At 72.5% G+C, this 20,974-nt stretch carries 18 protein-coding genes and 1 pseudogene; 9 read left to right on the top strand and 10 right to left on the bottom strand.

Annotated features, from left to right (window positions below):
• Positions 1-100: 100 nt before the first annotated feature.
• Genes KOI35_RS08855 through KOI35_RS08840 form a run of 4 tightly spaced genes read right to left on the bottom strand, consistent with a single transcriptional unit; the run spans position 101 to position 2,975 of the window.
• Entirely contained in the window at positions 101-1,036 is a 936-nt protein-coding gene (locus KOI35_RS08855) for a phosphotransferase enzyme family protein (RefSeq protein WP_281420040.1), read from the bottom strand.
• A 59-nt stretch (positions 1,037-1,095) separates the two neighbouring features.
• The gene (locus KOI35_RS08850) at positions 1,096-1,599 is read right to left on the bottom strand and encodes an SMI1/KNR4 family protein (protein ID WP_215785600.1); all 504 of its coding nucleotides are present in this window, start codon (positions 1,597-1,599) and stop codon (positions 1,096-1,098) included.
• A gap of 4 nt (positions 1,600-1,603) precedes the next feature.
• Positions 1,604-2,206: an NAD(P)-dependent oxidoreductase gene (locus KOI35_RS08845; RefSeq protein WP_215785599.1), complete on the bottom strand. Its 603-nt coding sequence runs from the start codon at positions 2,204-2,206 to the stop codon at positions 1,604-1,606.
• Between the two features lies 1 nt (position 2,207).
• Positions 2,208-2,975 carry an inositol monophosphatase family protein gene (locus KOI35_RS08840; protein ID WP_215785598.1) on the bottom strand — a complete coding sequence of 256 codons (768 nt, stop codon included), beginning with the start codon at positions 2,973-2,975 and terminating at the stop codon, positions 2,208-2,210.
• 66 nt (positions 2,976-3,041) lie between these two features.
• Between KOI35_RS08840 and KOI35_RS08835 the strand changes: the two genes are divergently transcribed.
• Entirely contained in the window at positions 3,042-3,941 is a 900-nt protein-coding gene (locus tag KOI35_RS08835; protein WP_215785597.1) for a LysR family transcriptional regulator, read from the top strand.
• On the opposite strand, the gene KOI35_RS08830 is transcribed toward KOI35_RS08835, so the two are convergent.
• From KOI35_RS08830 to KOI35_RS08815, 4 genes and pseudogenes are all read right to left on the bottom strand, one after another.
• A complete protein-coding gene (locus KOI35_RS08830; RefSeq protein ID WP_215785596.1) occupies positions 3,928-6,807 on the bottom strand; it encodes an ATP-binding protein in 2,880 nt (959 codons plus the stop codon). The genes KOI35_RS08835 and KOI35_RS08830 overlap by 14 nt on opposite strands.
• Entirely contained in the window at positions 6,804-7,613 is an 810-nt protein-coding gene (locus KOI35_RS08825) for a CPBP family intramembrane glutamic endopeptidase (protein WP_215785595.1), read from the bottom strand. The genes KOI35_RS08830 and KOI35_RS08825 overlap by 4 nt, the downstream gene beginning before the upstream one ends.
• A 1-nt stretch (position 7,614) precedes the next feature.
• Complete coding sequence (locus KOI35_RS08820) at positions 7,615-8,358, bottom strand: ABC-2 transporter permease family protein (protein ID WP_215785594.1); 744 nt, start codon at positions 8,356-8,358, stop codon at positions 7,615-7,617.
• A gap of 83 nt (positions 8,359-8,441) precedes the next feature.
• Positions 8,442-9,101: pseudogene (locus tag KOI35_RS08815) on the bottom strand (ATP-binding cassette domain-containing protein); the annotation flags it as partial.
• A 93-nt stretch (positions 9,102-9,194) separates the two neighbouring features.
• Between KOI35_RS08815 and KOI35_RS08810 the strand changes: the two are divergent.
• The 7 genes from KOI35_RS08810 to KOI35_RS08780 all read left to right on the top strand — a co-directional run bounded on the left by KOI35_RS08810 (position 9,195) and on the right by KOI35_RS08780 (position 17,883).
• Entirely contained in the window at positions 9,195-12,116 is a 2,922-nt protein-coding gene (locus KOI35_RS08810; RefSeq protein ID WP_215785592.1) for an ATP-binding protein, read from the top strand.
• A gap of 88 nt (positions 12,117-12,204) precedes the next feature.
• Entirely contained in the window at positions 12,205-12,600 is a 396-nt protein-coding gene (locus KOI35_RS08805; protein WP_215785591.1) for a hypothetical protein, read from the top strand.
• A gap of 26 nt (positions 12,601-12,626) precedes the next feature.
• A complete protein-coding gene (locus tag KOI35_RS08800) occupies positions 12,627-13,463 on the top strand; it encodes a CPBP family intramembrane glutamic endopeptidase (RefSeq protein ID WP_215785590.1) in 837 nt (278 codons plus the stop codon).
• Between the two features lie 148 nt (positions 13,464-13,611).
• A complete protein-coding gene (locus tag KOI35_RS08795; RefSeq protein ID WP_215785589.1) occupies positions 13,612-15,147 on the top strand; it encodes a hypothetical protein in 1,536 nt (511 codons plus the stop codon).
• Positions 15,148-15,273: 126 nt separating this feature from the next.
• Positions 15,274-15,879 (top strand): response regulator transcription factor, encoded by a 606-nt coding sequence (locus KOI35_RS08790; RefSeq protein ID WP_215785588.1) that lies wholly within the window; start codon positions 15,274-15,276, stop codon positions 15,877-15,879.
• 170 nt (positions 15,880-16,049) lie between these two features.
• On the top strand, positions 16,050-16,595 hold the full coding sequence (locus KOI35_RS08785) for a hypothetical protein (protein WP_215785587.1): 546 nt from the start codon (positions 16,050-16,052) through the stop codon (positions 16,593-16,595).
• 136 nt (positions 16,596-16,731) lie between these two features.
• The gene (locus tag KOI35_RS08780; protein ID WP_215785586.1) at positions 16,732-17,883 is read left to right on the top strand and encodes a hypothetical protein; all 1,152 of its coding nucleotides are present in this window, start codon (positions 16,732-16,734) and stop codon (positions 17,881-17,883) included.
• Between the two features lie 68 nt (positions 17,884-17,951).
• On the opposite strand, the gene KOI35_RS48810 is transcribed toward KOI35_RS08780, so the two are convergent.
• On the bottom strand, positions 17,952-19,400 hold the full coding sequence (locus KOI35_RS48810) for a GGDEF domain-containing protein (RefSeq protein WP_215785585.1): 1,449 nt from the start codon (positions 19,398-19,400) through the stop codon (positions 17,952-17,954).
• Positions 19,401-19,461: 61 nt separating this feature from the next.
• Between KOI35_RS48810 and KOI35_RS08770 the strand changes: the two genes are divergently transcribed.
• A complete protein-coding gene (locus KOI35_RS08770) occupies positions 19,462-20,271 on the top strand; it encodes an Fpg/Nei family DNA glycosylase (RefSeq protein ID WP_246612851.1) in 810 nt (269 codons plus the stop codon).
• Here KOI35_RS08770 and KOI35_RS08765 read toward each other — a convergent pair.
• Complete coding sequence (locus KOI35_RS08765) at positions 20,261-20,929, bottom strand: HAD family hydrolase (protein WP_215785584.1); 669 nt, start codon at positions 20,927-20,929, stop codon at positions 20,261-20,263. The two genes, KOI35_RS08770 and KOI35_RS08765, sit on opposite strands and share 11 nt — an antisense overlap.
• Positions 20,930-20,974 lie beyond the last annotated feature (45 nt).

Genomic DNA, 20,974 nt, shown 5'->3' with positions numbered 1-20,974 from the left:
CCGCCTGGACCACCCCGACCGGCGACCGCCGTCCCACGATCCTGGTCGCCGCCCTCATCCTCGTCTTCACGGCGGTGCTGTTCGTGCCGGCGCTGTCCGACTACTTCGGCCTGACCGGCCCGGCCGAGCCGGTCTTCGACGTCGTGCTGCCCGCGCTGGCATTGTGGTTCGGCGCGCTGTCGGCGGCGTTCCGCTTCAAGCTGCTCGACCGTGCGCTGGGCATCTGACCGTCGATCCGGCGGAGTTCGTTCAGCCACTCGGTGCCCAGCCGGTGGCCGTCGGGGTACTCGTCGTCGCGGTCCCAGCGCCATGTGGTGATCATCGCCAGCATGAGGGCCCGGCAGTCCCGGAGGACCTGAGGATCGACGCCCGGGTATTGGGTTCCGACCTCGTCGGGTGCGTGTGCCACGTCGAACTCGATCGGTCCCCGGCAACACGTCTCGAAGTCGATGAAGAGCGGACCGGCCGCGGTCGGGAGCAGGTTGCCGGGGTGCGGCTCGCCGTGCAGGAGTTGTTCGGGCCGGCCGCTGTCGCTGACCGCTCGGCGCAAGCGGTCCAGTGTGCCGGCGAGAAAGGATCGGTCCGCGTCGGTCAACCGCGGCGTCCGGGCGGGGTCGGCCACGAGCTTCCGGGCCTCGGCGACCCGGTCGGTGAAGTGCGGGGCGGGCAGGTCCACCTGGCGCATCCCGGCGTGCAGGCGTTCGAGCGCCCGGGCGTAGTCCGCGGCGGGAAGACCGCTCACCGGTTCGTAATAGGTCCAGAGCGTGACCGTGTAGTCGTCCCGGACGAAGACCCGGGGCGTTATGAGCGCGGCAACCGGACTTCCGGCCGCCGACAGGTGCCGGGCGATGTCCACCTCGAACTGGGCGCCCCGGTGCGTGGCCGGCGCCACCCGGGCCAGCACGTCGCAGGGCCGCAGCCGCAGGGTGAGCTTGTTCGAGTTGTGCAGGACGGCCGCGTCGTGGACGGTCAGGCCGAGTGACGTCGCGCTGGATACCGCTGCCTGTGTGGCCCGCTGGGCCTCGCCCGCCTGCATCGGAGCACGGTAACTCAGCGTCCCGGGCACAGCAGCCGCATTTCGCGGGGCACCGTTGATCAGTCGGCGAACCCTTCCGACGGGGTCAGATGCTCCAGAAACGCGCGGAAGTCGGGCGCGATGCGGAACTCCGACTCGTCGTCGCTGTCGAGCCAGACGACGGCGGGCTCGCCGGTCGGCCCGCACTCCCGGTAGTCCAGCGCTATCCAGTAGTGGCCGTCGCCGCTCAGCAGCACGACCGGGGACGGCAGGTCCCACTCGCCGACCAGGTACTCCGTGTCGAGCAGGGTGAGCCTGTCGCCACCAGCCGGTCCTACGCCCATCAGGTGGTCGAACGGGACGTGGTCGGAGCTCCACGAATTCGCCGGGGCGGGGCACGCGTCCCAGGCTTCCGCGACGACGCCGCCGTTCTGGTGTTCGAGCAAGGTCAGCAGATCGGCGGGCAGCTTCAGGCCCAGCTTCCGTTCCGCGTCGGCCAATGCGGCCGGGGTCAGCGGGGCCAGTGCGCCGCGCTTGTTGTCGTCGTGCCAGAACGTCGCTGCCACCTGCTCGAACGAAGCCACCCGATCATTCTGCCCCGCCCGGCACGGCGATGCGGCCGGGGAAGCGGGGGTCGACGGCCTCGTCGACCATCGCCGCGGCGACCGTCGCCCGGCTCACCGCGGCTGGGAACAGCCGCCGCGGCACCTCGGACGGAGCGACCGTACGCCCGGCCGCCGCTGGACCGTTGGTGAGCCGCCCGGCGTGGAAGACGGTGAATCCGGCCGCGAGTACGGTGTCGTCGGCCGCGACCTTGTCGGGCAGTTCCCGGCGCAGGGCCAGGCCGAGCACGGCCCGGGTCAGACCGCTCACCTCCGCAGCGGTGCGCCCGGTCCCGAACGCGCCCAGCCAGATCACCCGGGGCACGCCCGACTTCACCGCGGCCCGGGCACCGGCGACCAGGATGCCGGGCGGGCCGCCGAGACCGGACAGCAGCACCTCGCTGCCCTCGACGGCGCGTGCGATCGACCCCGGGTCGTGGACGTCGCCGGGCGCGACGATGAGTCCGTCGTGCGCCGCCACTGCGCGGGGATCACGTGCGACCGCGGTCACCTGCAGGCCGCGGTCGAGGGCCCGTCGCACCAGCAGTCGTCCGACGCCACCGGTGGCGCCCAGCACGGCTATCCGCATGTCAGCGCCCCGCCACCACGGCCAGCACGTCGGCGTGCACGCCGGGCGCTGCGGCTACGTAGCCCGTACGGGAGGAAAGGTCCCACGGTTTTCCGTCGAGATCGGTGACGATGCCGCCCGCCTCGCGCACGAGCAGCACCGGGCCGGCGTGCGAGCGGACGTTCTCGAACTGCCAGTGCGCGTCCATCCGGCCCGCCGCGACCTGGGCCAGCTGGTGGCCGACGGGCACCGACACGCGGACGTACAGGGCCTGCTGCATCATCGCGGCCACGGAGGCACCGACCAGCGAAGCCTTGGCCGCGTCGCGTCCGGGGGTGGCCTGACCGGTTCCGACCAGGGCGGCCGACAGGTCCGTCTTGGCACTGACTTTCAGCCGTACGCCGTTCAGGTACGCGCCCTCCCCCGCGATCGCGGTGAACATCTCGTCGGCCGGCGGGGCGTAGAGCACGGCCAGCACCGGCTTCCCGTCGCGGACCAGGCTGACCCCGATGTTCCAGTCGGTCATCCCGTGCACGGCGTTGACGTTGCCGCCGACCGGGTCGAGCAGCCAGCGGTCACCGTCGGCGATCGGGCCGGACGCGTGCTCGTCCTCGAAGCCGTCTCCGGGCAGGGCGGCCCGCAGCACGTCGGCCACCGTCGCGTCGTTGGCCCGCAGCGCCGCCATCATGTCGTCGAAGCCGGCCGGGCGGCTCTCGGTCGAATAGCGCTGCCGCAGCCGGTCACCCGCCTGACGAACCGCGGTCACGGCCACGTTCAGAAGTTCGTTCATGCATCGAGCATCGGGCGCTCAGAGCGTTGAGTCCAGTGCAACGTTGGCAAGCTAGAGTTTACCGCCATGCAACTGGATCTGAACCTGCTCACGGCCCTGCACGCGCTGCTGGAAGAGGGCAGCGTGACCGGGGCGGCGGAACGGCTGCGACTCTCGGTTCCGGCGGTGAGCCGCACGCTGGGCCGGATCCGCCGCCTGACCGGCGACGACATCCTGGTGCGGACCGGGCGGACGATGACCCCGACGCCGTACGCGCTGGCCGTCCGCGACCGCATCGGCGACATCCTGAGCCAGGCCGAGGCCTTACTCGCCCCGAGCCGCGATCTCGACCTGGCCACGCTGGACCGCACGTTCACCCTGCGCGGGCACGACGCGCTGGCCACCGCGCTCGGGCCCCGGTTGCTGACGTCGATTGCCGAGCAGGCTCCCGCCGTACGGCTCCGGCTGCTCGCAGAAGCAGCGGGCGACTCGGACGACCTGCGGCACGGCCGGGTCGACCTGGAGATCGGCGCCACCGCACCCCAGCTGCCCGAGTTCCGGTCCGAGATCGTCGGGCACGACCACCTGGTCGTCGTGCGGCGGCGCGAACCCGGTGCGGCCGGGCTCGACCTGACCGCGTACGCGGAAAGCCCCCATGTCCTGCTCTCGCGGCGCGGGCGCCTGACCGACCCGATCGACGACCACCTGGCCACCCACGGTCTGACCCGGCAGGTGATCGCCGCGGTGGCCACCAGCGCGACGGCGCTGCACATCGTCAGCCGCACGCGGGCCGTCCTGACCGTGCCGGAAGCCGCCTGCCGTCCGCTGATCGAGGCGTTCGGGTTGAGTGTGGAGGAGTTGCCGATCCCGCTGCCGCGGCCGCCGGTGATCAGCGTCTGGCATCAGCGCTACGACACCGACGCCGCCCACGCCTGGTTGCGGGCCGAGGTCCGCGCGGCCGCCGCCGCCATCCTCACGCGACCGTGAACCGCGGCGCCAGGGTGACGCCGGCCTGCCCCGCCCGCTCCAGCTCGATTGCCGTCGCCGGATCGCCGGCCGCCCGGTGCGCCTCGGCGCGCAGCATGAGAAAGAACGGGTTGAAGAACCGCAGACCCCGGCCCGCGTAGTCGGCGTACGCGTCGTCGGCCTCGGTCGCACCGGATGGATCGCCGGTCAGTGCGGCCGCCCAGCCACCGATGATCCGGGCGTGCAGCCGGTTCAACGGGAAGTCGACCCGGGTCGCGAGCTCGAGGCAGGCCGCGGCGTGGGTCGCGGCGTCGATCGGATCGCCGCGCAACCCGGCCACCCAGCAGTGGGCCAACTCGACCTCGACCAGGTGCGACTCGACGTCACCGGCCCGCCGCCGGGCATCGGCCAGACGCGCATCGGCGGCCGTCTCGTCGCCCTGGATGTGCGCGATCACCGCGCCGTAGCCGGCCGCCAGCACGGGCACGGTCGACGCCAGCAGGCCGGAGATCCGGGCTTCGGGCTCGGTGGTGAGCATCCGGTCGAGCACGGCGTATGCATCCGCCGCGTTCCGCGTCCGGCCCAGCACCAGCTCGGCATAGACCAGCGTGAACTGGGCGGCGATCCGGCCGACCGGAGGAACTCCGGCGGCCAGGACCTCCTCAGCCGCCGCGACCGCCCACTCGTAGCTGCCGGACATACTGCCCATGACCACAGTGGACAGCCAGCTCGCGGCCGAGTCACCGTCCGCGGGCAACGGCCGGGGAAAAGCTGATTCCCGGGTACGCGTCTCGCGCGGGACGGCCCCCGCGGTCCACCCGCGGATCGACATCAGCCGGCCCCGCACCTGACCGTCGAGGGCGGACCGGACGACCGGGTCCCGCACCGACGCGATCAGCTCCAGAGCGTCCTCCAGCGTCCGTCCGGCCTGGTCGTTCGCGTAGCGGGAGAGCGCGTCCTCGGACACCGCCACCAGGTAGGGCACCGCCGCCTCGGGACCGACCAGTGGAGCCGCCAGCCGTAGATGCCGGGCCACCGCGACCACCAGCTCCGGTGTGAGCGGCTCGCGCTCGCGCAGCGACGACGCCAGCCGGGCGTGCCAGCGGATCCGCCGTGGCCCGGACAGATCGCGTTCGAGCGTCTGCCGCACGAGGTCGTGGCTGAGCCCGAACCCACCACCGGCCTCCTCGAGCAGCCCGGCCAGCAGCGCCGCCTCGCACCCGTCGAGGACGGCGCCCGCGTCGAGCCCGGTGACGTCGGCCAGCAGCTCGATGTCGGCCGACCCACCGGTCAGGGCGACCACTGAGAGCAGCACCACGGTCTGCTCGGGCAGCCGTTCGATCCGCCGCCGCAGCACCTCCTGCACCTGTTCCGGCAGCGCGTCGCGCACCCCGTTCACGTCGAGCCGCCGCTCGCTGGTCAGCAGACGCACCAGCTCGTTGACGAACAGCGGATTGCCCGACGTACGCTGCCGGATCAGACGCACGAGGCCCGGTTCGGCGGCGGTGCCGGAGACTCCCCCGACGAGCTCGGCAATAGCGTCCGCGGTGAGCCCGGGCAGTTCGACCCGGGTGACCAGCTCGCGGCTGGTACGCCCGAGGAGTTCGCGCACGGTGGCCGCTCCCGGTTCGTCCGAGCGGACCGCCACCGCGAACAGCGTGCCGTGGGCGGCCAGGGCGTCGACGGCGAGCGAGAGCAGGGTCAGCGTCTCGGCGTCGGCCCAGTGCACGTCGTCGAGCAGGACGGCCAGACCCGGGACCGAGGCCAGCCGGTCGATCACGTCCCGGAACAGTCGGGTGCGGGACAGCTCCCCTTCGCCGGCCCGCGCCCACAGATCGTCGTGCTGCGGACCGGTCACGTCACGGACGATCGACACCCATGGCCACAGCGCGGGCATCGAGCCCCCACCGGCGCTGGAGGCCCGGACCGCCACGCCGCCGGCGGCGCGCACCCGGTCGGCCAGCACCCGCAGCATCGTCGACTTGCCCGAGCCGGCCGGCGCGTCCAGCACCAGGAGTTGTCCGCGGCCTCGTCCGGCGGCCGCGACCGCGTCGTCGAGCACGGCCATCGCCGCGTGCCGGCCGACCACCCGCGGTACAACCGTGACCTCGGCCGCGGAAACCGTCGCCAGGACCGGTGGACCGGCCGGCGCCAGGTCGGCGTCGTGCCGCAACATCCGCCGTTCCAGGTCGGCCGTCTCCGGACTGGGATCGAGACCGAGGTCATCGGCGAACGTACGGCGCAGCTCGGCCGCGGCCGCCACCGCCTCGGCGTGCCGGCCGGCCCGGTAGAGCGCGATCATCAGGGCGTGCCAACCCCGTTCCCGGTACGGGTTGGCCGTCACGAACTGCCGGGCCGGTGGCACCACGGTCTCGTGCTCACCGGCGGCCAGACGGGCTTCCAGCAGCAGCTCGGCGGCGCTCAGCCGCACCTCGCCCAGGCGCACCGCCTCGGCCCGGGCGAAGGCCAGCGTGGACAGATCGGCCAAGGCGTCGCCGGTCCACAGGTCGAGCGCCGCCCGAAGCGTCGCGACCGCCTCCGCCGCAGCCTGACCGTGGGCCGCGGCGACCAGGTCCTCGAACCGGGCGACGTCGACCTGACCCGGTTCCAGGGTGAGCACCCAGCCCGGCGGCCGGGTGACGATCCGCGGGCCGTCCGGCACCTCGCCCAGCAGGCGGCGCAGCCGGGACACGTACGACTGCAGGGCCAAGGTGGCCCGGGCCGGCGGTTCCTCGCCCCATACCTCGTCGATGAGCCGATCCACCGGGACGACGCGGCCCGGGCTGAGCGCGAGCATGGCGAACACCGCCCGTTGCTTGAGGCCGCCCAGCGCGAGCTCGGTGTCTCCCGAACGCGCGCCGACCGGCCCCAGCAACGTCACTTTCACGACCCGAGTCTGCCATCGACCGAGGTCAGCGCGCGATCGTCGGTCCGGGCGACCCGCGGCCGGCCCAGGCGCCCCCGGGTCGCGACGATCACCACCAGTCCGAGCACCAGCAACGTCATCCCGCTGTCGCCGGTCGAGCCGGTCAGGGCGGGCACCATCCCGAACGCGGCCGCGTTGGTGGCCGCGTGGGCCAGCCCGGCCAGGGCCACGCTACCGGTGCGGTTGTAGATCCAGGCGAACAGCGCCCGGGCCGGGATGATGATCAGCGTCAGGAGGACGAACGGCACGACGCCCGTGACCACCGAGAGGTGTTCCAGCGCGAAGAACGGCGTCGTGATCAGCACCGCTTTCATCGGGCCGTACCGGTCCTGCAGCGGGGCCTGGAAGAACCCCATCCACACCGCCTCCTCCCACCAGTTGGTGCTGAGGAACTGGAACGCCAGGGCGGGCAGGAAGGCCGTCCCGTACGCGGGGACCAAGGTGGACGGGTCCAGGGCCAGCGCCTGACCGGCGATCACCAGCGGAATGAGCACCAGGGGCAGCAGGTACCAGCGCCACGACACCCGGAACCGGAACACCTTGGTCAGCAGGTCCCGGAGGCCCTCCCGGCCACCGGTGATCCAGGTGATCACCAGCGCCGGGACGAGCAGGAACAGGATCGTCGCGGCGGCCAGGATCCAGTCCACGTCGAGCTGGACCCCGTAGACGCGGCTCGCGACGACGGGGACGAACGCCACCGCCTGTCCGAACGTGTTGAAGATCAGCAGCAGGGTCAGCAGCGGATGCCGCTGGACGAAGGCCTTCATGTCAGGCGTCCCGCCGGCGCAGGACGACCGCGGCCAGGCCCAGGACGACGGCGGCGTAGCCGGTCAGCACGGCCGCCCCGGCCCACGGCGCCAGCAAGTCGGACGGTCCGACCTGCATGAGCGCGGCGCCGGCCTGCTGCGGCAGGAACCTCAGGATCGGCGCCCCCATTCCGTGCGGCAGCAGCAGTGACACGATCGGCAGCCCGTAGAGCACACCGAACAGCGCGGCCAGCCCGCCCGCCGTGCTCCGGACCAGCCACGCGAACCCGGTGCCGAGCAGGGCGAGGAAGCCGAGATAGACCGCCGCACCGGCCATCGCCCGCGGCACGCCGTCGGCGGCGGGCAGGCTCATCCCGTGGCTGTCGAGCACGGCCCGGCTGATCAGGAAGCTGCCGAAGATGAGCAGGAGCGCGGCCGTGAAGACGCTCCCCCCGACGGCGACGGCCTTGCCGGCCAGCACCGGCCACCGCTTCGGAACGGCGGTCAGGCTGCCCCGGATCGTGCGGGACGCGTACTCGTTGGTGACCGCCAGGACGGCGAACCCCCCGACCACGAACTCGGCAAAGCTCAGCCCGGCCAGCGCCCCGCCGAACGGGTCGACCTCAGCCGGGGTGATCTCGCCGGCCGAGGCCGCGATCGCCTCGATCAGCCCGGAGCCGATCATCCCGGCCACCGCCGCGCCGAGGAACCAGGTGGTGGACCGCAAGCTGCGCAGCTTGGTCCATTCGGAAGTCAGGGTGCTCATGCGACGGCGCTCCGATCGGGGGTGGCAGTGGTGGGATAGTCGACCGACTCGGCGGTCAGGGCGAAGTAGGCGTCCTCGAGCGAGCCGGACGCGGTCATCTCGGCGATCGCGACATCGGCCAGCAGCTGTCCGCGGCCGACCACGATCAGGTGGTCGGCCGTCATCTGCATCTCGGACATCAGATGCGAGGACAGAAACACCGTGCGGCCCTCGCCGGCCAGGTGCCGCAGCAGACCTCGGACCCAGCGGATACCCTCGGGGTCGAGGCCGTTGACCGGCTCGTCCAGCATCACGACGGCCGGATCGCCGAGCATCGCGGTCGCGATGCCGAGTCGCTGCGACATGCCGAGCGAGAAGCCGCCGGCCCGGCGGTCGGCCACGCCCTCGAGGCCGACCATGGCGAGCACCTCGTGAACCCGGCGTTTGCCGATCCCGTTGGTCTGGGCCAGAGCCAGCAGGTGGTGGTAGGCGCTGCGCCGCGGGTGCACGGCGCCGGCGTCGAGCAGAGCACCGACCTCGTGCAGGGGCTGGGCGAGCTGGTCGTAGCGGCGGCCGCCGACCAGGGCGTCGCCGCTATCCGGGCGGGTCAGTCCCAGGATCATGCGCATCGTGGTGGACTTGCCGGCGCCGTTGGGGCCGAGGAAGCCGGTGACCCGGCCGGGGTGGACGGTGAAGGACAGGTCGTCGACGGCCTTGTGGTGGCCGTACGCCTTGCTGAGGTGACGTACCTCGATGGTTTCCATGGCCCGGAGCTTGCGGCCGTACGCTTGCACGCCGTTTGCGAGCGCTGTTCAAGCCATCTGCAAATCGGGCCCGTCCGGTGGCATCCTGAGCCCGTGAAGGTGACCCTGCTGGGGCCGGTCGCCGCCGAGTCGGGCGGCCGTGAGCTGGCGCTCGGCGGCTTGAAGCAGCGTGCCGTGTTCGCCCTGCTGGCGCTGGAGGCGGGCCGGGTCGTCCCGCTCGACCGGCTGATCGACGAGCTCTGGCGGGACGAGCCACCGGCCCGGGCCACACTCTCGTTGCAGTCCTACATGTCCCGTCTGCGCCGGATCCTGGCCGGCGCCCCGGACGCGCCACGGATCGTGACCCGGCCGCCGGGCTGGGTGCTCACGCTGGCACCGGACGACGTGGACGTGGCCCGGTTCGGCGCGCTGGTCGACGCCGCCCGGGCCCAGACGCCGGCGTCGGCGGCGGCCACGTTGCGGACGGCCCTCGAGCTGTGGAGCGGACCGGCGCTGGCCGACCTGAGCGCCCTGCCGTTCGCCCGGGACGAGGCGGCCCGGCTCGACGAGCTGCGGCTGACTGCGACCGAGATGCTGCTGGAGTCGCGTCTGGCCGCCGGGGAATCCGATGTGGTGGCCGAACTGGCGCGGCGGTTCGTGACATCCAGCCCGTACCGGGAAAGGGGTTGGTCGGCCCTGATGCTGGCGCTCTATCGCAGCGGCCGGCAGTCCGAGGCGGTGGCCGCGGCGGCCGAGCTGCGGCGTGTCCTCGGCGACGAACTCGGCCTGGATCCCACCCCCGAGACCCGCGAGCTCGAGCAGCGCATCCGCCGGCAGGACCCGTCCCTGTCCGCCGAGGTGACGCGGGCCCCGGCCCAGCCTTCGGCACCGGCGCCGCCCGTGCCGCCCGGAACCGGGCTGGTCGGGCGGGACGACGTGCTCGCGATCGTCGACGAGGCGGTGGCCGCCGCCGCGCGCGGGCACGGCCGGCTGGTGCTGCTCGAGGGGCCGGCCGGGCTGGGCAAGTCGGCGATCCTGGGCACGCTGGCCGATCGCGTCCGGGCTGCTGGTGGCGCCGTGCTGTCCGGCAGCGGGGTCGGCGCCGGCGTGATGCCCGCGCTGTGGCCGTGGGTCACCATCGTGCGTGACGTGGCCGCGCTGCGCCCGGACGGCGAGCGCCCGGACGATCCGTGGGAGCTGACCGGCCCCGGCGACCTCGGCCGCACCCGGCTCTACCGCGGCGTGCTCGACCTGCTGGCCATGGCCCGGCGCGACCGGCCGGTGGCCGTGCTGATCGACGACGCGCAGGGCGTGGACGCCGACACGATCACGCTGCTGGCCTTGGCCGTGGACGCGCTGGCTCCGGCCGGCGTGCTGTTCGCGGTGGCGGTCCGCACCGATGAGCCGGGCGCCGAGCCGGTGCTCGCCACGCTCGGCCGCACCCGCCGCGACCTGCTCACCCGCGTGCCGTTGACCGGGTTGGCGGCCGAGGCGGTGGCGGAGCTGGTCTCCGACCTTTCCGGGGGTGCGGCCGATCCCGCGGTGGCGGCCGCGATCGGCACCCGGACGGCCGGGAATCCGCTGTTCGTCCGCGAACTGGTCCAGTTCCTGATCAGCGAGCGCAGGCTGCGGGCCGAGGCCGTCTACGCCGCCCTGCCCGCCCACGTCGAGGAGGTGCTCCGCCACCGGCTGGCCCGGCTGCCCGAGCAGACCGTCGCGCTGCTCACCGTGGCGGCGATCGTGGCCGCCCCGGCCGTCGTCGAGGTGCTGGCCGACGTGACCGGCCTGGACGCCGACGCGGTGCTCGACGGGTGTGAGGCGGCATTGCTGGCCGGACTGCTGGTCGAGACCGAGGACGGGTTCCGGCTCAGCCACGACCTCGTGCGGCAGACGCTGGAGCAGTCGGTCTCGTCGGCCCGGCGCACCCGGATGCACGCCCGGATCGCCCGGGCCCTGGAGGCGTACGGGAGTCCCGGCCCGGCCCGCACCGTCGAGGTGGCCCGTCACCTCACCCGGGCCGCCCCGGTCGTCGGGCCCGCGGCCGCGGTGCCGCATCTGATCGCCGCCTCCGAGGACGCCCTCTCCCGCTACTCCAACGAGCAGGCCGAGCGGAACCTGCGCACCGCCCTGGACCTGATCGCGCAGGTGCGGGACCCGGTCGAGCGGGCCGGCCTGGAGAGTCAGGTGCGGGGGCGGCTGGCCACCATTCAGGTCTGGGGCCGGGGCGTGGTCACGGTTTCGGCCGACGTCCTGCCGCCGCCCACGGACGCGGCCGGCGCCGCCGGCTGGATGGGTGAGGTACTGATGACCAGCGTCACCGGCCGGTACGACTGGGCGGTGGCCACGGCCGAGGCGGCCCTGGCCACGAACCCGCCGCCGGTCGGCGCCTACGTGGCCCACTTCATGCTCGCCTGGGCGTCGCTGGTCCGCGGGCAGGTCGACGTGGCCACGGAGCAGTTCGGCCGCTTCGAGGACATCCTGGCCAGTGGCGAGGACGTCCGGCTACCCGGCGCGCTCGCGGCCACCATCACGGTCGCCGCCACCGGCCACGAGGCGGTGATCGCGCACCTGGGCGGGGACGAGGCCGGCGCCGACGCCCGGATCGCCGTCGGCCGGGCCCGGGCCGGCGACGCGCCGCCGAACGTGGCCAACATCGAGCTGTCGCGGTGCTGGCTGGCCGCGATGCGCGGGGATGCCGCGGCGGCCGCCGTCCACGTCGCCGCCTGCGCCGCGGCGGCCGAGACGATCGACTCGGCCGCGATCGGCCTGCAGGCGGCCATCGTCGGGGGCTGGGCCGACGCCCTGCTCGGCGACCCGTCCGGAGCGGACCGAGCCGACGCCGCCTACCACGACTACGTGGCGACCGGCCTCCAGCTCTTCACGCCGCTCTTCCTGCTGCTCCGGGCCGAGGCGCGAGTCACCGTGGGCGATCCGGCGGCGGCCGCTTCCCTCGTACGGGCATCGCGGACCCGCAGCGCGGAACTGGGTGACGTGGTCCGCAGTCCACGCCTGCTCGCGTTCGCCGCGCGTTTCTGAGCCCGTTCAAGCCGGCTGCAAACGTCCCGCAAGCCCGGGACGCCACTCTTCGTCGTGTCCACCAGGCACAAGTCGAGGAGTTGTCATCATGTCCGGTCCGGCCCCCGCCCTTCTCGTGCTTCGCCGGGTCCCGGACGACCGTCGGGATCTCGCCGCTGCCATGGCCGGACTGCCCCCGGCCACCGGGCCCGGCGACCTCTGGTGGGAGCTGGTCGACGCCGCCGCGCCTCCGGGCATGCCCGCCGCCGCGGTCGCCCTCACCCGGGCCGGCGCCGACGGCTTCACCCACATCGTCGCGCTGGCCGCGGTCAGCACCGTGGGCCGGGACCCGCTCACCCGCCTGATCCGCGAGCTCGTCGCCGCCCTGCGACGCACCGAGACCGGCGTCATCTCGCTGCGCGGCGGCCGTCCCGACGTCGACGACGCCCTGCTGGCCGAGGAGTTCGTCCCGGTCGGCGACAACCTGTTCGTCCTGCATCTGTGACCGTTCTTGAACACAAGGAGTTCGTCATGTCGCTCACCGTCCAGGCACCCGCCCGCCTCTCCTGGCTGCACCGCCACCCCCTGCTCGCCTTCTTCGCGTGGTTCTTCACCGTGGGCCAGGCCTTCGCGCTGGCCCCGCACTTCGTCCACACCGGCCTGCCCGACCAGGTCTGGATCATCGGCGCCTCCCTCGTCGGTCTGCTGCTGCCCAACCTGGTGATCACCCGGCTGGTCGACGGCCCCGACGCCCTGAAACGCATGGTGCGGAGCTTCGTCGACTGGCGGCACGGTCCACGCTGGTACCTCCTGGCCGTCCTGGTCGTGCCGGTGGTGGCCACCGCACTGGCCTACCTGTTCCTGGGCGTGCCGGCCGACGTGCCGCTGTCCACCCTGGCCGGCGTGATCGTGGTGCAGTTCGCGCTCAACATGTTCCCCAACAACTGGGCCGAGGAGGGCACCTGGTCCGGATTCATCCAGGCCCGGATCCAGAAACGCCACGGCGCCGCCTGGGGTGCCGTCATCACCGCGCAACTGTTCACGCTCCAGCACATCAGTCTGGTGCTCGGCGGCCCGCTCATGATGGGCGTACTGCTGATGGTCTTCCTGTCCGTCATGGCCATCGGCTACCGCTTCCTGACCGGATACCTGTGGAACCGCACCGGCAGCCTGCTGCTGGCCGGTCTGGTGCACGCCACGGCCAACACGGTCGCCACCGGGAGCGGTTTCGGCGACGGCGGCGTGCTGCGCCACCTCTACCCCGGCAGCATGCTGGCCACGATGATCCACCTGGTCGCGGCGATGCTGGTCGGCCTGGCCATCCTCCTCCTGACCCGCGGACGTCTGGGCCTGCGCCGCACCACGTGACCCGCGGGGCCCGGGCCGCTCCCCGCGCATCGTTCCGGGTCACCCGCCATGCCCGATGTGGCATGGCGGGTGACCTGCACATCGGCCGTGATCAATAGATTTGTCGCGGTTCGCCGGTGTCAACGGCCCCACGAGGGGTAGCGCAAACATGGACGGCTGGACCTCGTTCCCCGGCAGGAGGTGGATCGTGCGCGGAAACGCGTCAGCACTCCGGCACGCCCTCCGCCTGCTGCTGATGGTCGGCTTGGCGACCGCCGCCTACCTGGTGTTGACCGCTTTCGATCAGGCGGCCCGAGCCGACGGAACCTCGGCCGGTCAACCCACCCCGATCACCACGATCGAGAAGCCGGTCACCAACGCAAAGACAACCGCGCATGCCACCGTCGAGAGGGCGGCCGCACGCTCCACCCTGAAGAAGCAGACTGGGCGCGCCATCGGCGGGGAAAAGACCGCGGGCTCTACCGTCGACAAACCGGCCGGGGGCGCCACGGTCGAGAAGCCGGCCGTCAGCGCCACCGTCGAGAAACCGGCCGAGCGCGCCACCGTCGACAAGCCGGCCGTCAGCGCCACCGTCGAGAAACCGGCCGAGCGCGCCACCGTCGACAAGCCGGCCGTCAGCGCCACCAAAGGCGTGCGAAATCCGGCCGCCCGCAGGGTTCCCACGGTGAGCGCCCAGCCACTGTCTCGACATGCCGGGCGGGCCGCCGCAACGCCCGCGGCGACCAGGAAGGCACTTACCCCGGCGACAAACCGCCTGACCCGCGCCGCTCCGAAACCGAACCGGAGCGCCGCCTCGAGGGGTGCGGCCGTGCAGGGTGCCGACCTCCGGATCCCCGCAAAGGTCGAGACAGCAGCCCTTGCTATCGGCATCCCGCTGAAGCACAACCTGCGCAGTCCGCTCACGCACAACCTGCGCAGTCCGCTCACGCACAACCTGCGCAGTCCGCTCACGCACAACCTGCGCAGTCCGCTCACGCACAACCTGCGCAGTCCGCTCACGCACAACCTGCGCAGTCCGCTGGCGCGCCTCACGGCGCCCGCCAGCTTCGGCTCGGCGCTCACGCCTTCCACTGCTCGGGCCGGTTTCGGCGTGGCGCTGACACGTCTCCCGGCTCTGACGAACCCAACGGCCACTCCCCTGGTCCGGCCGGGTAATCCTCTGTCGAGGCCGGTGGAGGAACTTGGCGCTCGTATGGCCCTTCGGCCGGTACTGCCCACGGCGGCGACATCGCCGATCGCCGGCGCGCACCTGGGCTCGCGGCCGGTTCTGGTGGCGACATCGGACACCTCAGCGTCGCGTTTCCTCGTGGCCCGGGTGAGTCCGGCGGTCGCGGCACCAGGTGAACACCTGATCGGGTCGTTTCTCTCCTTCGGGCCGATCGGGCCGACCGAGCCAGCGCCGACCGGGCCGGCCGGCATTGAGGCCCAGCGGCACGAGGGGCGCGGCCTGATCTCGGCACCAGCGACGCCAAGGCCGCGGCCGGCGGGCCCGCTGGCTCCGGGGCGCTCCGACGGGTATCTCTCCGGTGCGGGGCATGTACGTGACGGGGGCGGCGGCAACGCCGGCCCGGTCGGTGTCGTTTCGTCGTCCTGGTGGCCGGAGATGGTGGCCGCCACGTCTGCTCTGCCCGCGAATGCGAGCAGCACCGGACGATGCGTCCGGTATCTCGGTCCTCCCAGCTGATCACGCGGTCCGGACCCGGGCCGTCGCCGTCCCGGTGACGTGCCATGGCCGGCCCCGACGTCGCGTGCCGTGTGGCCCCTCGGGCGCCGGCCTTCCCACCGCGAGAACCCGGCTGGGAGGCCGATCGTGATCCGCATTCTGCTTGTCGAACCCATGAATCTGTTGCGCGGCGCCCTCGCCGCGACGTTGTCGCTCGAAGAGGACTTCGTGGTGACCGCCGAACTCGGCGGGCTCAGCGAAGCCGTGGACATGGCCCGCTCGGTGCCGCCGGACGTGGCCGTCGTGAACGTCGAACTGCTGGCCGGGGACGGTCTGCGGCTGTTCAACCGGCTCGGCGTGGAACAGCCGGGCTGCGCGATGCTGGTGGTGGCCGGCCCGGACGCGCCGGGGCGGCTCAACCGTGCGCTGGACGGTCACGTCCGGGGCGTCATCGGCACCCGGGCCGCGCCGTGCGAGCTGGTACGCGCGATCCGGCGCCTCGCCCGGGGTGAACGGGTCATCGACGCCGGGCTGGCCGTGGCCATGGTGGCCGCGCCGCGCAGTCCGCTGTCGGAGCGGGAACTGGACGTGCTGAGCGTCGCGGCGTCGGGCGTGCCGTCGGTCGAGATCGCCGCCAAATTGCACCTCACGTCGGGCACCGTGCGCAATTACATCTCGGTGATCCTCCGCAAGACCGGCGCGCGCAACCGGCTCGAGGCCGTCCGGGTCGCCGAGGCCGCGGGGTGGTTCTGACGAGCCGGAGAAGCCGTCCAGGATCGCCGAGGCCCGCGCGGTGGGGTCCGACGTGAAGAGGCTCGAGGCATGACTCGTGTCAGGGAATTGTGCTGACAGTGCTCACTACGGACGGGCACCAAAGACATCGAGGCTTGTCGGTGTACGACATTCCATCGGCAGGAGGAACGATGACACACCGGCAAAGGCTCTCGACGATCCTGGTAGCGCTGCTCGCCGTCCTCGGGCTCACCGCCATGAGCGCGACGGCAGCAGTCGCTGCCCCACCCGCCCAGGCCGCCGCGGTGCCGGGCGCCCCGATCACCGGCACGTTCACGGATGCAGCCGGGGGCACCGGCACCTTCGCGGGCACGTTCACCCCGGCCAAGTTCTCGGCCCCGGACGGACACCTGCTGGCCACCGGCACCCTGGTCGGCACGCTCACCGACTCGACCGGCGCGAACGTCGGCACGGTCAACAAGTCGGTCAGCGCGCCGGCCGCGATCCAGGCCACGTGCCGGATTCTGGACCTCACGCTCGGGCCGCTGCACCTCGACCTGCTCGGCCTGGTCGTCGACCTCAACCAGGTGCACCTGACGATCAACGCCAACTCCGCGCCGGGCAACCTGCTCGGTAACCTGCTCTGCGCGATCGCCGGCCTGCTCGACGGGACCCCGACCGCCGGTCAGCTCGCCGCGATCCTCAACTTCCTGCTGGCGCTGCTGGGCCAGCTGTAAAACCCCGTACGCGATGCAGCCGCACCCCGCCAGGTGCGGCTGCATCGCCCAGCCCCGGGAGACACAGCCCGGGAGACGCACGAAAGTGAGAGGGACGCGGCCATCGATTACGAGAAGAGAATGGTAGACATCGTCAGTGATTAATATTTTGGCGACCACCGCTCTGCTCGCCGCCGGCCTCACCGCGCCCGCCGCACCCGTGATCAGCGCCGAACTGCTGCCCGGCCCGGCCGGGACCGCCGTGGACGTGTCCCCGCTCGGCGTCGTCGTCGGCACGGCACAAGGCATCCCGCAGCGCTGGGCCAAGCTCCCCCGGGCGGGCTGGGTACGCCAGCAGTTGGGAACCACACCCGGCACCGTCGCGGGCGTCACCGACCTGGGCGAGGCGGCCGGCACGGTCAACTCGCAGGCTGTCCGCTGGTCGGTGAGCGGGCTGACAGCCACCGTCATCCCGGGCACCCGGGTCGACGCGATCGGCGCGCGCGGCACGGCCGGGGTCTACACGGCCGGCTCGGAACCGCTGGGCGAGTCCGATCTGGTCGACCGCGACGGCACCCGCACCGCGTTGCGCGGGACGCCTGAGCTTGATGCGGGCTACCGCCGTACGGTGGCGTCGGTCGGATCTTCCCGTACGGCTGTGGTCTGGGTGACCAATGGCATCGGCAAAGGCACCACTGCTCGTCCGGTGTTGTGGCGGGACGGTGCGACGCTGCGACTGCCCGTGTTCAGCTCGTTCTTCCTTAGCAACGCCTGCGTCTCCCGGGTGTTGCCGGACGGCACGGTCGTGTCGAGCGGCTTCTCCAACGACAGCGGCACGCCCACGTGGCTGATGACCAAACACGTCGGCGGTGTGCCCGGCACCGACGTCGTGCTCAACCGGGCCACCGCCTCGGGCCAGCCGATCGCCGGTCTCACCTGTGACTCGACCCAGTCGTCGCTGAACACCCTCGCGGCCGACGGCGGGATCGCCGGGCGCGTCGACCAGCAGGCCGCCTACTGGGATCCGGCCGGCACGGCTCACGTCGTCCCGCTCGCCGCGGGCGAGGTGTCCGCGATCGGTGCCGCCGCCAGCACCCGGGGCCGCATCATCGTCAAAGCCACGGAGGCCGACGGCACGGTGCGGCTCGCACTCTGGCGGGCTGGAGAACGGACGCCGCTGGCCACGCCGCCGGGGTGGGCCGTGCGGGACGTGGTCGAGCTGACCGACGCCGGTCTGCTGGTGGCCAACGTCAGCAACGCCGAAGGCGAGACCCGCCCGGCCGCATGGCACCTGCCGCGACAAGGCTGAGGTCAGACGAAGGCGACGAGGGTCAGACGAAAGCGACGAGGGTCAGACGAAAGGCGACAAGGCCCAGGTCAGACGGAGAGGGCGTGACCGGGCGAAGCGACGACGGCCCGATCCCGGCCGGCGTGCTTGGCCGCGTAGAGGGCGCCATCGGCCCGCGCGACCAGTTCGTCGGCCGTCTCCCGGCCGTCCCAGCTGGCGATGCCGGCCGAGAACGTCTGCCCGTCGGGAGTGACGCCCCGCAACCGCCCCAGGATCTCGGTCGCCGCGGCGGCGTCGCATTCGGGCAGCAGCACGACGAACTCCTCACCGCCGTACCGGGCGAGCACGTCGTGGCTGCGCATCTGCCCGCTCCACGCGGCCGCGGCGGTCTTGAGCAGGCGGTCGCCGGCCTGGTGCCCGTGCGTGTCGTTGTACCGCTTGAAGTGGTCGATGTCGATCAGGGCCACGGTCGCGCCCGGTTCGAGGCCCGCGACCAGCAGGTCGTCCCAGGTACGCCGGTTGACCAGCCCGGTCAGCCCGTCCGAGGAGGCCAGCACCACCAGCCGGTCGGCCTGTTCGGCCAGTTCCACCGACTGGGTGTTGACCCGGCTGACCAGCACCTGGAGGCGCCCGACGACGAGCCCGAAGATCACCGTGCAGCCGACCGCGATGACGATCGCGTCCGGTACGCGGGAGTCGTACTTCCAGGCCTCGTACGCGAGAAGGCCCGGCCCGGTCATCGACGCCGCCCACAACAGCGGGGTGCGCAGCCAGGGCAGGTCGCGACGCTCGAGGGACGAAACGGAAGTGATGTCGGTGAAGCTGGGGTGCAGGGCCGCCGCGCCGAGCAGGCCGTAGACCAGCACCGAGACCGCGTTGGCCACCCCGGCCGCCACCGACTGCTGGAACAGGAACTCCGGGATGAACGCGTAGGCCAGGTCGTAGACGAGCAGGGCCAGCTGGGCGAACGCGAGCAGGCGCATCGCCCGGCTGCCGAGGCCACCGCTGAGCAGCAGGCTGATCAGCAGGGCGAAGATGAACAGGTCGGACATCGGGTAGGCGGCCAGGGTGACCGCGGCGGGAATCGAGCCGGCCTGGGCCACCGCCGGCTTGATCAGGAAGATGGCCACCACGAGGGCGTAGCCGCAGCTGATCACGGCCGAGTCGAGCAGGCGTTCTCGGTTGCGGGCGGGCACCCGGCGGCGGACCAGCCACACCATGCCGGTGATCTGGGCCAGGCTGCCGGCCAGGAAGATCAGGTCGGGGATGCCGGGCGACGGCGGCCGGTCCATCAACGTGAGCACCAGCACCCCGGTGGCCCCGCAGGCCGCCCAGAACACCAGCAGCCACAGCGGCCCCAGTTCCTGCCGCCGCCGGGAAAGAACGAGGCGGTACGCCATCGCGAGCACCCCGGACCAGGCCAGCACCTCGAAGTACACGCCGAAGAGCAGTCCGACGGGCAGGAGGGCGTACGGGATCAGCGCCAGGAGGAACACCGTCAGGTAGATCCACCACGCCCGCGCGGAGAGTTGTCTCACGGTATCCAGTACAACCGGCCCCGGGTGCCGGGGCGGGACCTCTTGGGTGAAAATCAGGAGCATGCCTGAGCTGCCCGAGGTCGAGTCGGCCCGCGCGGTGATCGAGCGGTCCGGACTCGGCCGCAAGATCGTCGACGTGGACGACTCGGACTCGTACGTCTGCCGTCCCCACCCGCCCGGCCAGATCCGCGACGCACTGGTCGGCCGGGAGCTGACGGTCGCCCACCGCCGGGGCAAGAGCATGTGGTGCGACACCGGCGACGACGGCCCCGAGCTGGGCATTCACCTCGGCATGTCGGGCAAGATCGTGATCGCCGACCCGGACGGCGGCGAGGTCGACGGCGGCGACTACTGGGAGGGCCGTCGTAAGCCGGGCGACTACCGCTGGTCCCGTTTCGCGCTGAGCTTCGCCGACGGCGGCCGGCTGCTGCTGGTCGACCCGCGCCGGCTGGGTCGCGTGCGTCTGGACCCGCCGGTCGAGGCGCTCGGCCCGGACGCGGCGACGGTGACCCCGGCCCAGTTCCGCGCCGCACTGGCGAGGGGCACCGCCCCGGTCAAGGCCCGCCTGCTCGACCAGGAGTCGATCGCCGGCATCGGCAACCTGCTGGCCGACCAGATCCTGTGGGCGGCCCGGCTCAACCCGGGCCGCCGGGTCGACGCGCTGACGCCGGAGGACGTGGACCGCCTGCTCCGCGCGACCCGCTCGGCCGTGCGCGCGGCCGTCAAGGGTGGCGGGGTGCACACGCTGAAGGTGATCCCCTATCGGAAAGCCGGCGGCCACTGCCCCCGGGACGGCGCGCCGATGGCGGTGAGCCAGGTCGGCGGCCGTACGAGCTGGTGGTGCAGCCTCGAACAGCCGCTCAACGGCTGATCAGCTTGGGCAGGTCGGCCATCGTCGTGAAGATCTCGCCGGCCCCCGCGTCGAGCAGCGCCTGCGGCGGGTGGTGGGCCGGGCTGTCCGGCGGGCAGAAGCCGAACACGGTCGCACCCGCGGCCACCCCGGCGGTCACGCCGGGCACCGTGTCCTCGACCACGGCGGCCCGGGCCGGGTCGATGCCCAGCGCGGCCGCGGCGGCCAGATAGACGTCGGGTGCGGGCTTGCTGCGGGGCTGGTCCATGCCGCTGAACATCTTGCCCGCGAAGACCTCGGCCAGCCCGACCTTGGTCAGCTGCAGCCGCACCTTGCCGAGGTCGGCGCCGCTGGCACAGGCGATCTTCCCGTCGAGGAGCAGGCTGATCTCGTGCACCGCGTCCACCGCGCCCGGGATCGGCTCGAGCGAGGCGGCCAGACCCTCGTTGCGGCGGCGGCGGAACTCGGCCAGCCACTCGCCGGTGACCTCGAAACCGGTGTGGGCGGTGATGATGGCGGTCTCGTCCTGCAGCGCCCGGCCGACGAACAGCTGGAAGCAGTCTTCCTCGCTCACCATCCAGCCCAGCTCGTGCAGCATCGAGCGGAGCACACCGTTGGTGATGCTCTCCGAGTCGACCAGGACCCCGTCGCAATCGAACAGGACAGCAGCGAATGCCATGCCTTAGGCTAGCCTAACTTTCACGGGGGAAGACACGGGGAGAGC

The sequence above is a fragment of the Paractinoplanes bogorensis genome (assembly GCF_018829635.1).
GTDB classification, from domain to species: Bacteria; Actinomycetota; Actinomycetes; order Mycobacteriales; family Micromonosporaceae; genus Actinoplanes; species Actinoplanes bogorensis.
The sequence above is the reverse complement of the archived record's forward strand: the minus strand, read 5'-3'. Positions and strand labels throughout refer to the sequence as shown.

What these genes read in the sequence shown, in the direction of transcription:
- KOI35_RS08820 (WP_215785594.1), bottom strand. Translation starts at nt 8,358, where the DNA reads ATGAGCACCCTGACTTCCGAATGGACCAAGCTGCGCAGCTTGCGGTCC.
- KOI35_RS08855 (WP_281420040.1), bottom strand. Translation starts at nt 1,036, where the DNA reads ATGCAGGCGGGCGAGGCCCAGCGGGCCACACAGGCAGCGGTATCCAGC.
- KOI35_RS08840 (WP_215785598.1), bottom strand. Translation starts at nt 2,975, where the DNA reads ATGAACGAACTTCTGAACGTGGCCGTGACCGCGGTTCGTCAGGCGGGT.
- KOI35_RS08800 (WP_215785590.1), top strand. Translation starts at nt 12,627, where the DNA reads ATGTCGCTCACCGTCCAGGCACCCGCCCGCCTCTCCTGGCTGCACCGC.
- KOI35_RS08795 (WP_215785589.1), top strand. Translation starts at nt 13,612, where the DNA reads ATGGACGGCTGGACCTCGTTCCCCGGCAGGAGGTGGATCGTGCGCGGA.
- KOI35_RS08765 (WP_215785584.1), bottom strand. Translation starts at nt 20,929, where the DNA reads ATGGCATTCGCTGCTGTCCTGTTCGATTGCGACGGGGTCCTGGTCGAC.
- KOI35_RS08825 (WP_215785595.1), bottom strand. Translation starts at nt 7,613, where the DNA reads ATGAAGGCCTTCGTCCAGCGGCATCCGCTGCTGACCCTGCTGCTGATC.
- KOI35_RS08785 (WP_215785587.1), top strand. Translation starts at nt 16,050, where the DNA reads ATGACACACCGGCAAAGGCTCTCGACGATCCTGGTAGCGCTGCTCGCC.
- KOI35_RS08805 (WP_215785591.1), top strand. Translation starts at nt 12,205, where the DNA reads ATGTCCGGTCCGGCCCCCGCCCTTCTCGTGCTTCGCCGGGTCCCGGAC.
- KOI35_RS08835 (WP_215785597.1), top strand. Translation starts at nt 3,042, where the DNA reads ATGCAACTGGATCTGAACCTGCTCACGGCCCTGCACGCGCTGCTGGAA.
- KOI35_RS08770 (WP_246612851.1), top strand. Translation starts at nt 19,462, where the DNA reads ATGCCTGAGCTGCCCGAGGTCGAGTCGGCCCGCGCGGTGATCGAGCGG.
- KOI35_RS08845 (WP_215785599.1), bottom strand. Translation starts at nt 2,206, where the DNA reads ATGCGGATAGCCGTGCTGGGCGCCACCGGTGGCGTCGGACGACTGCTG.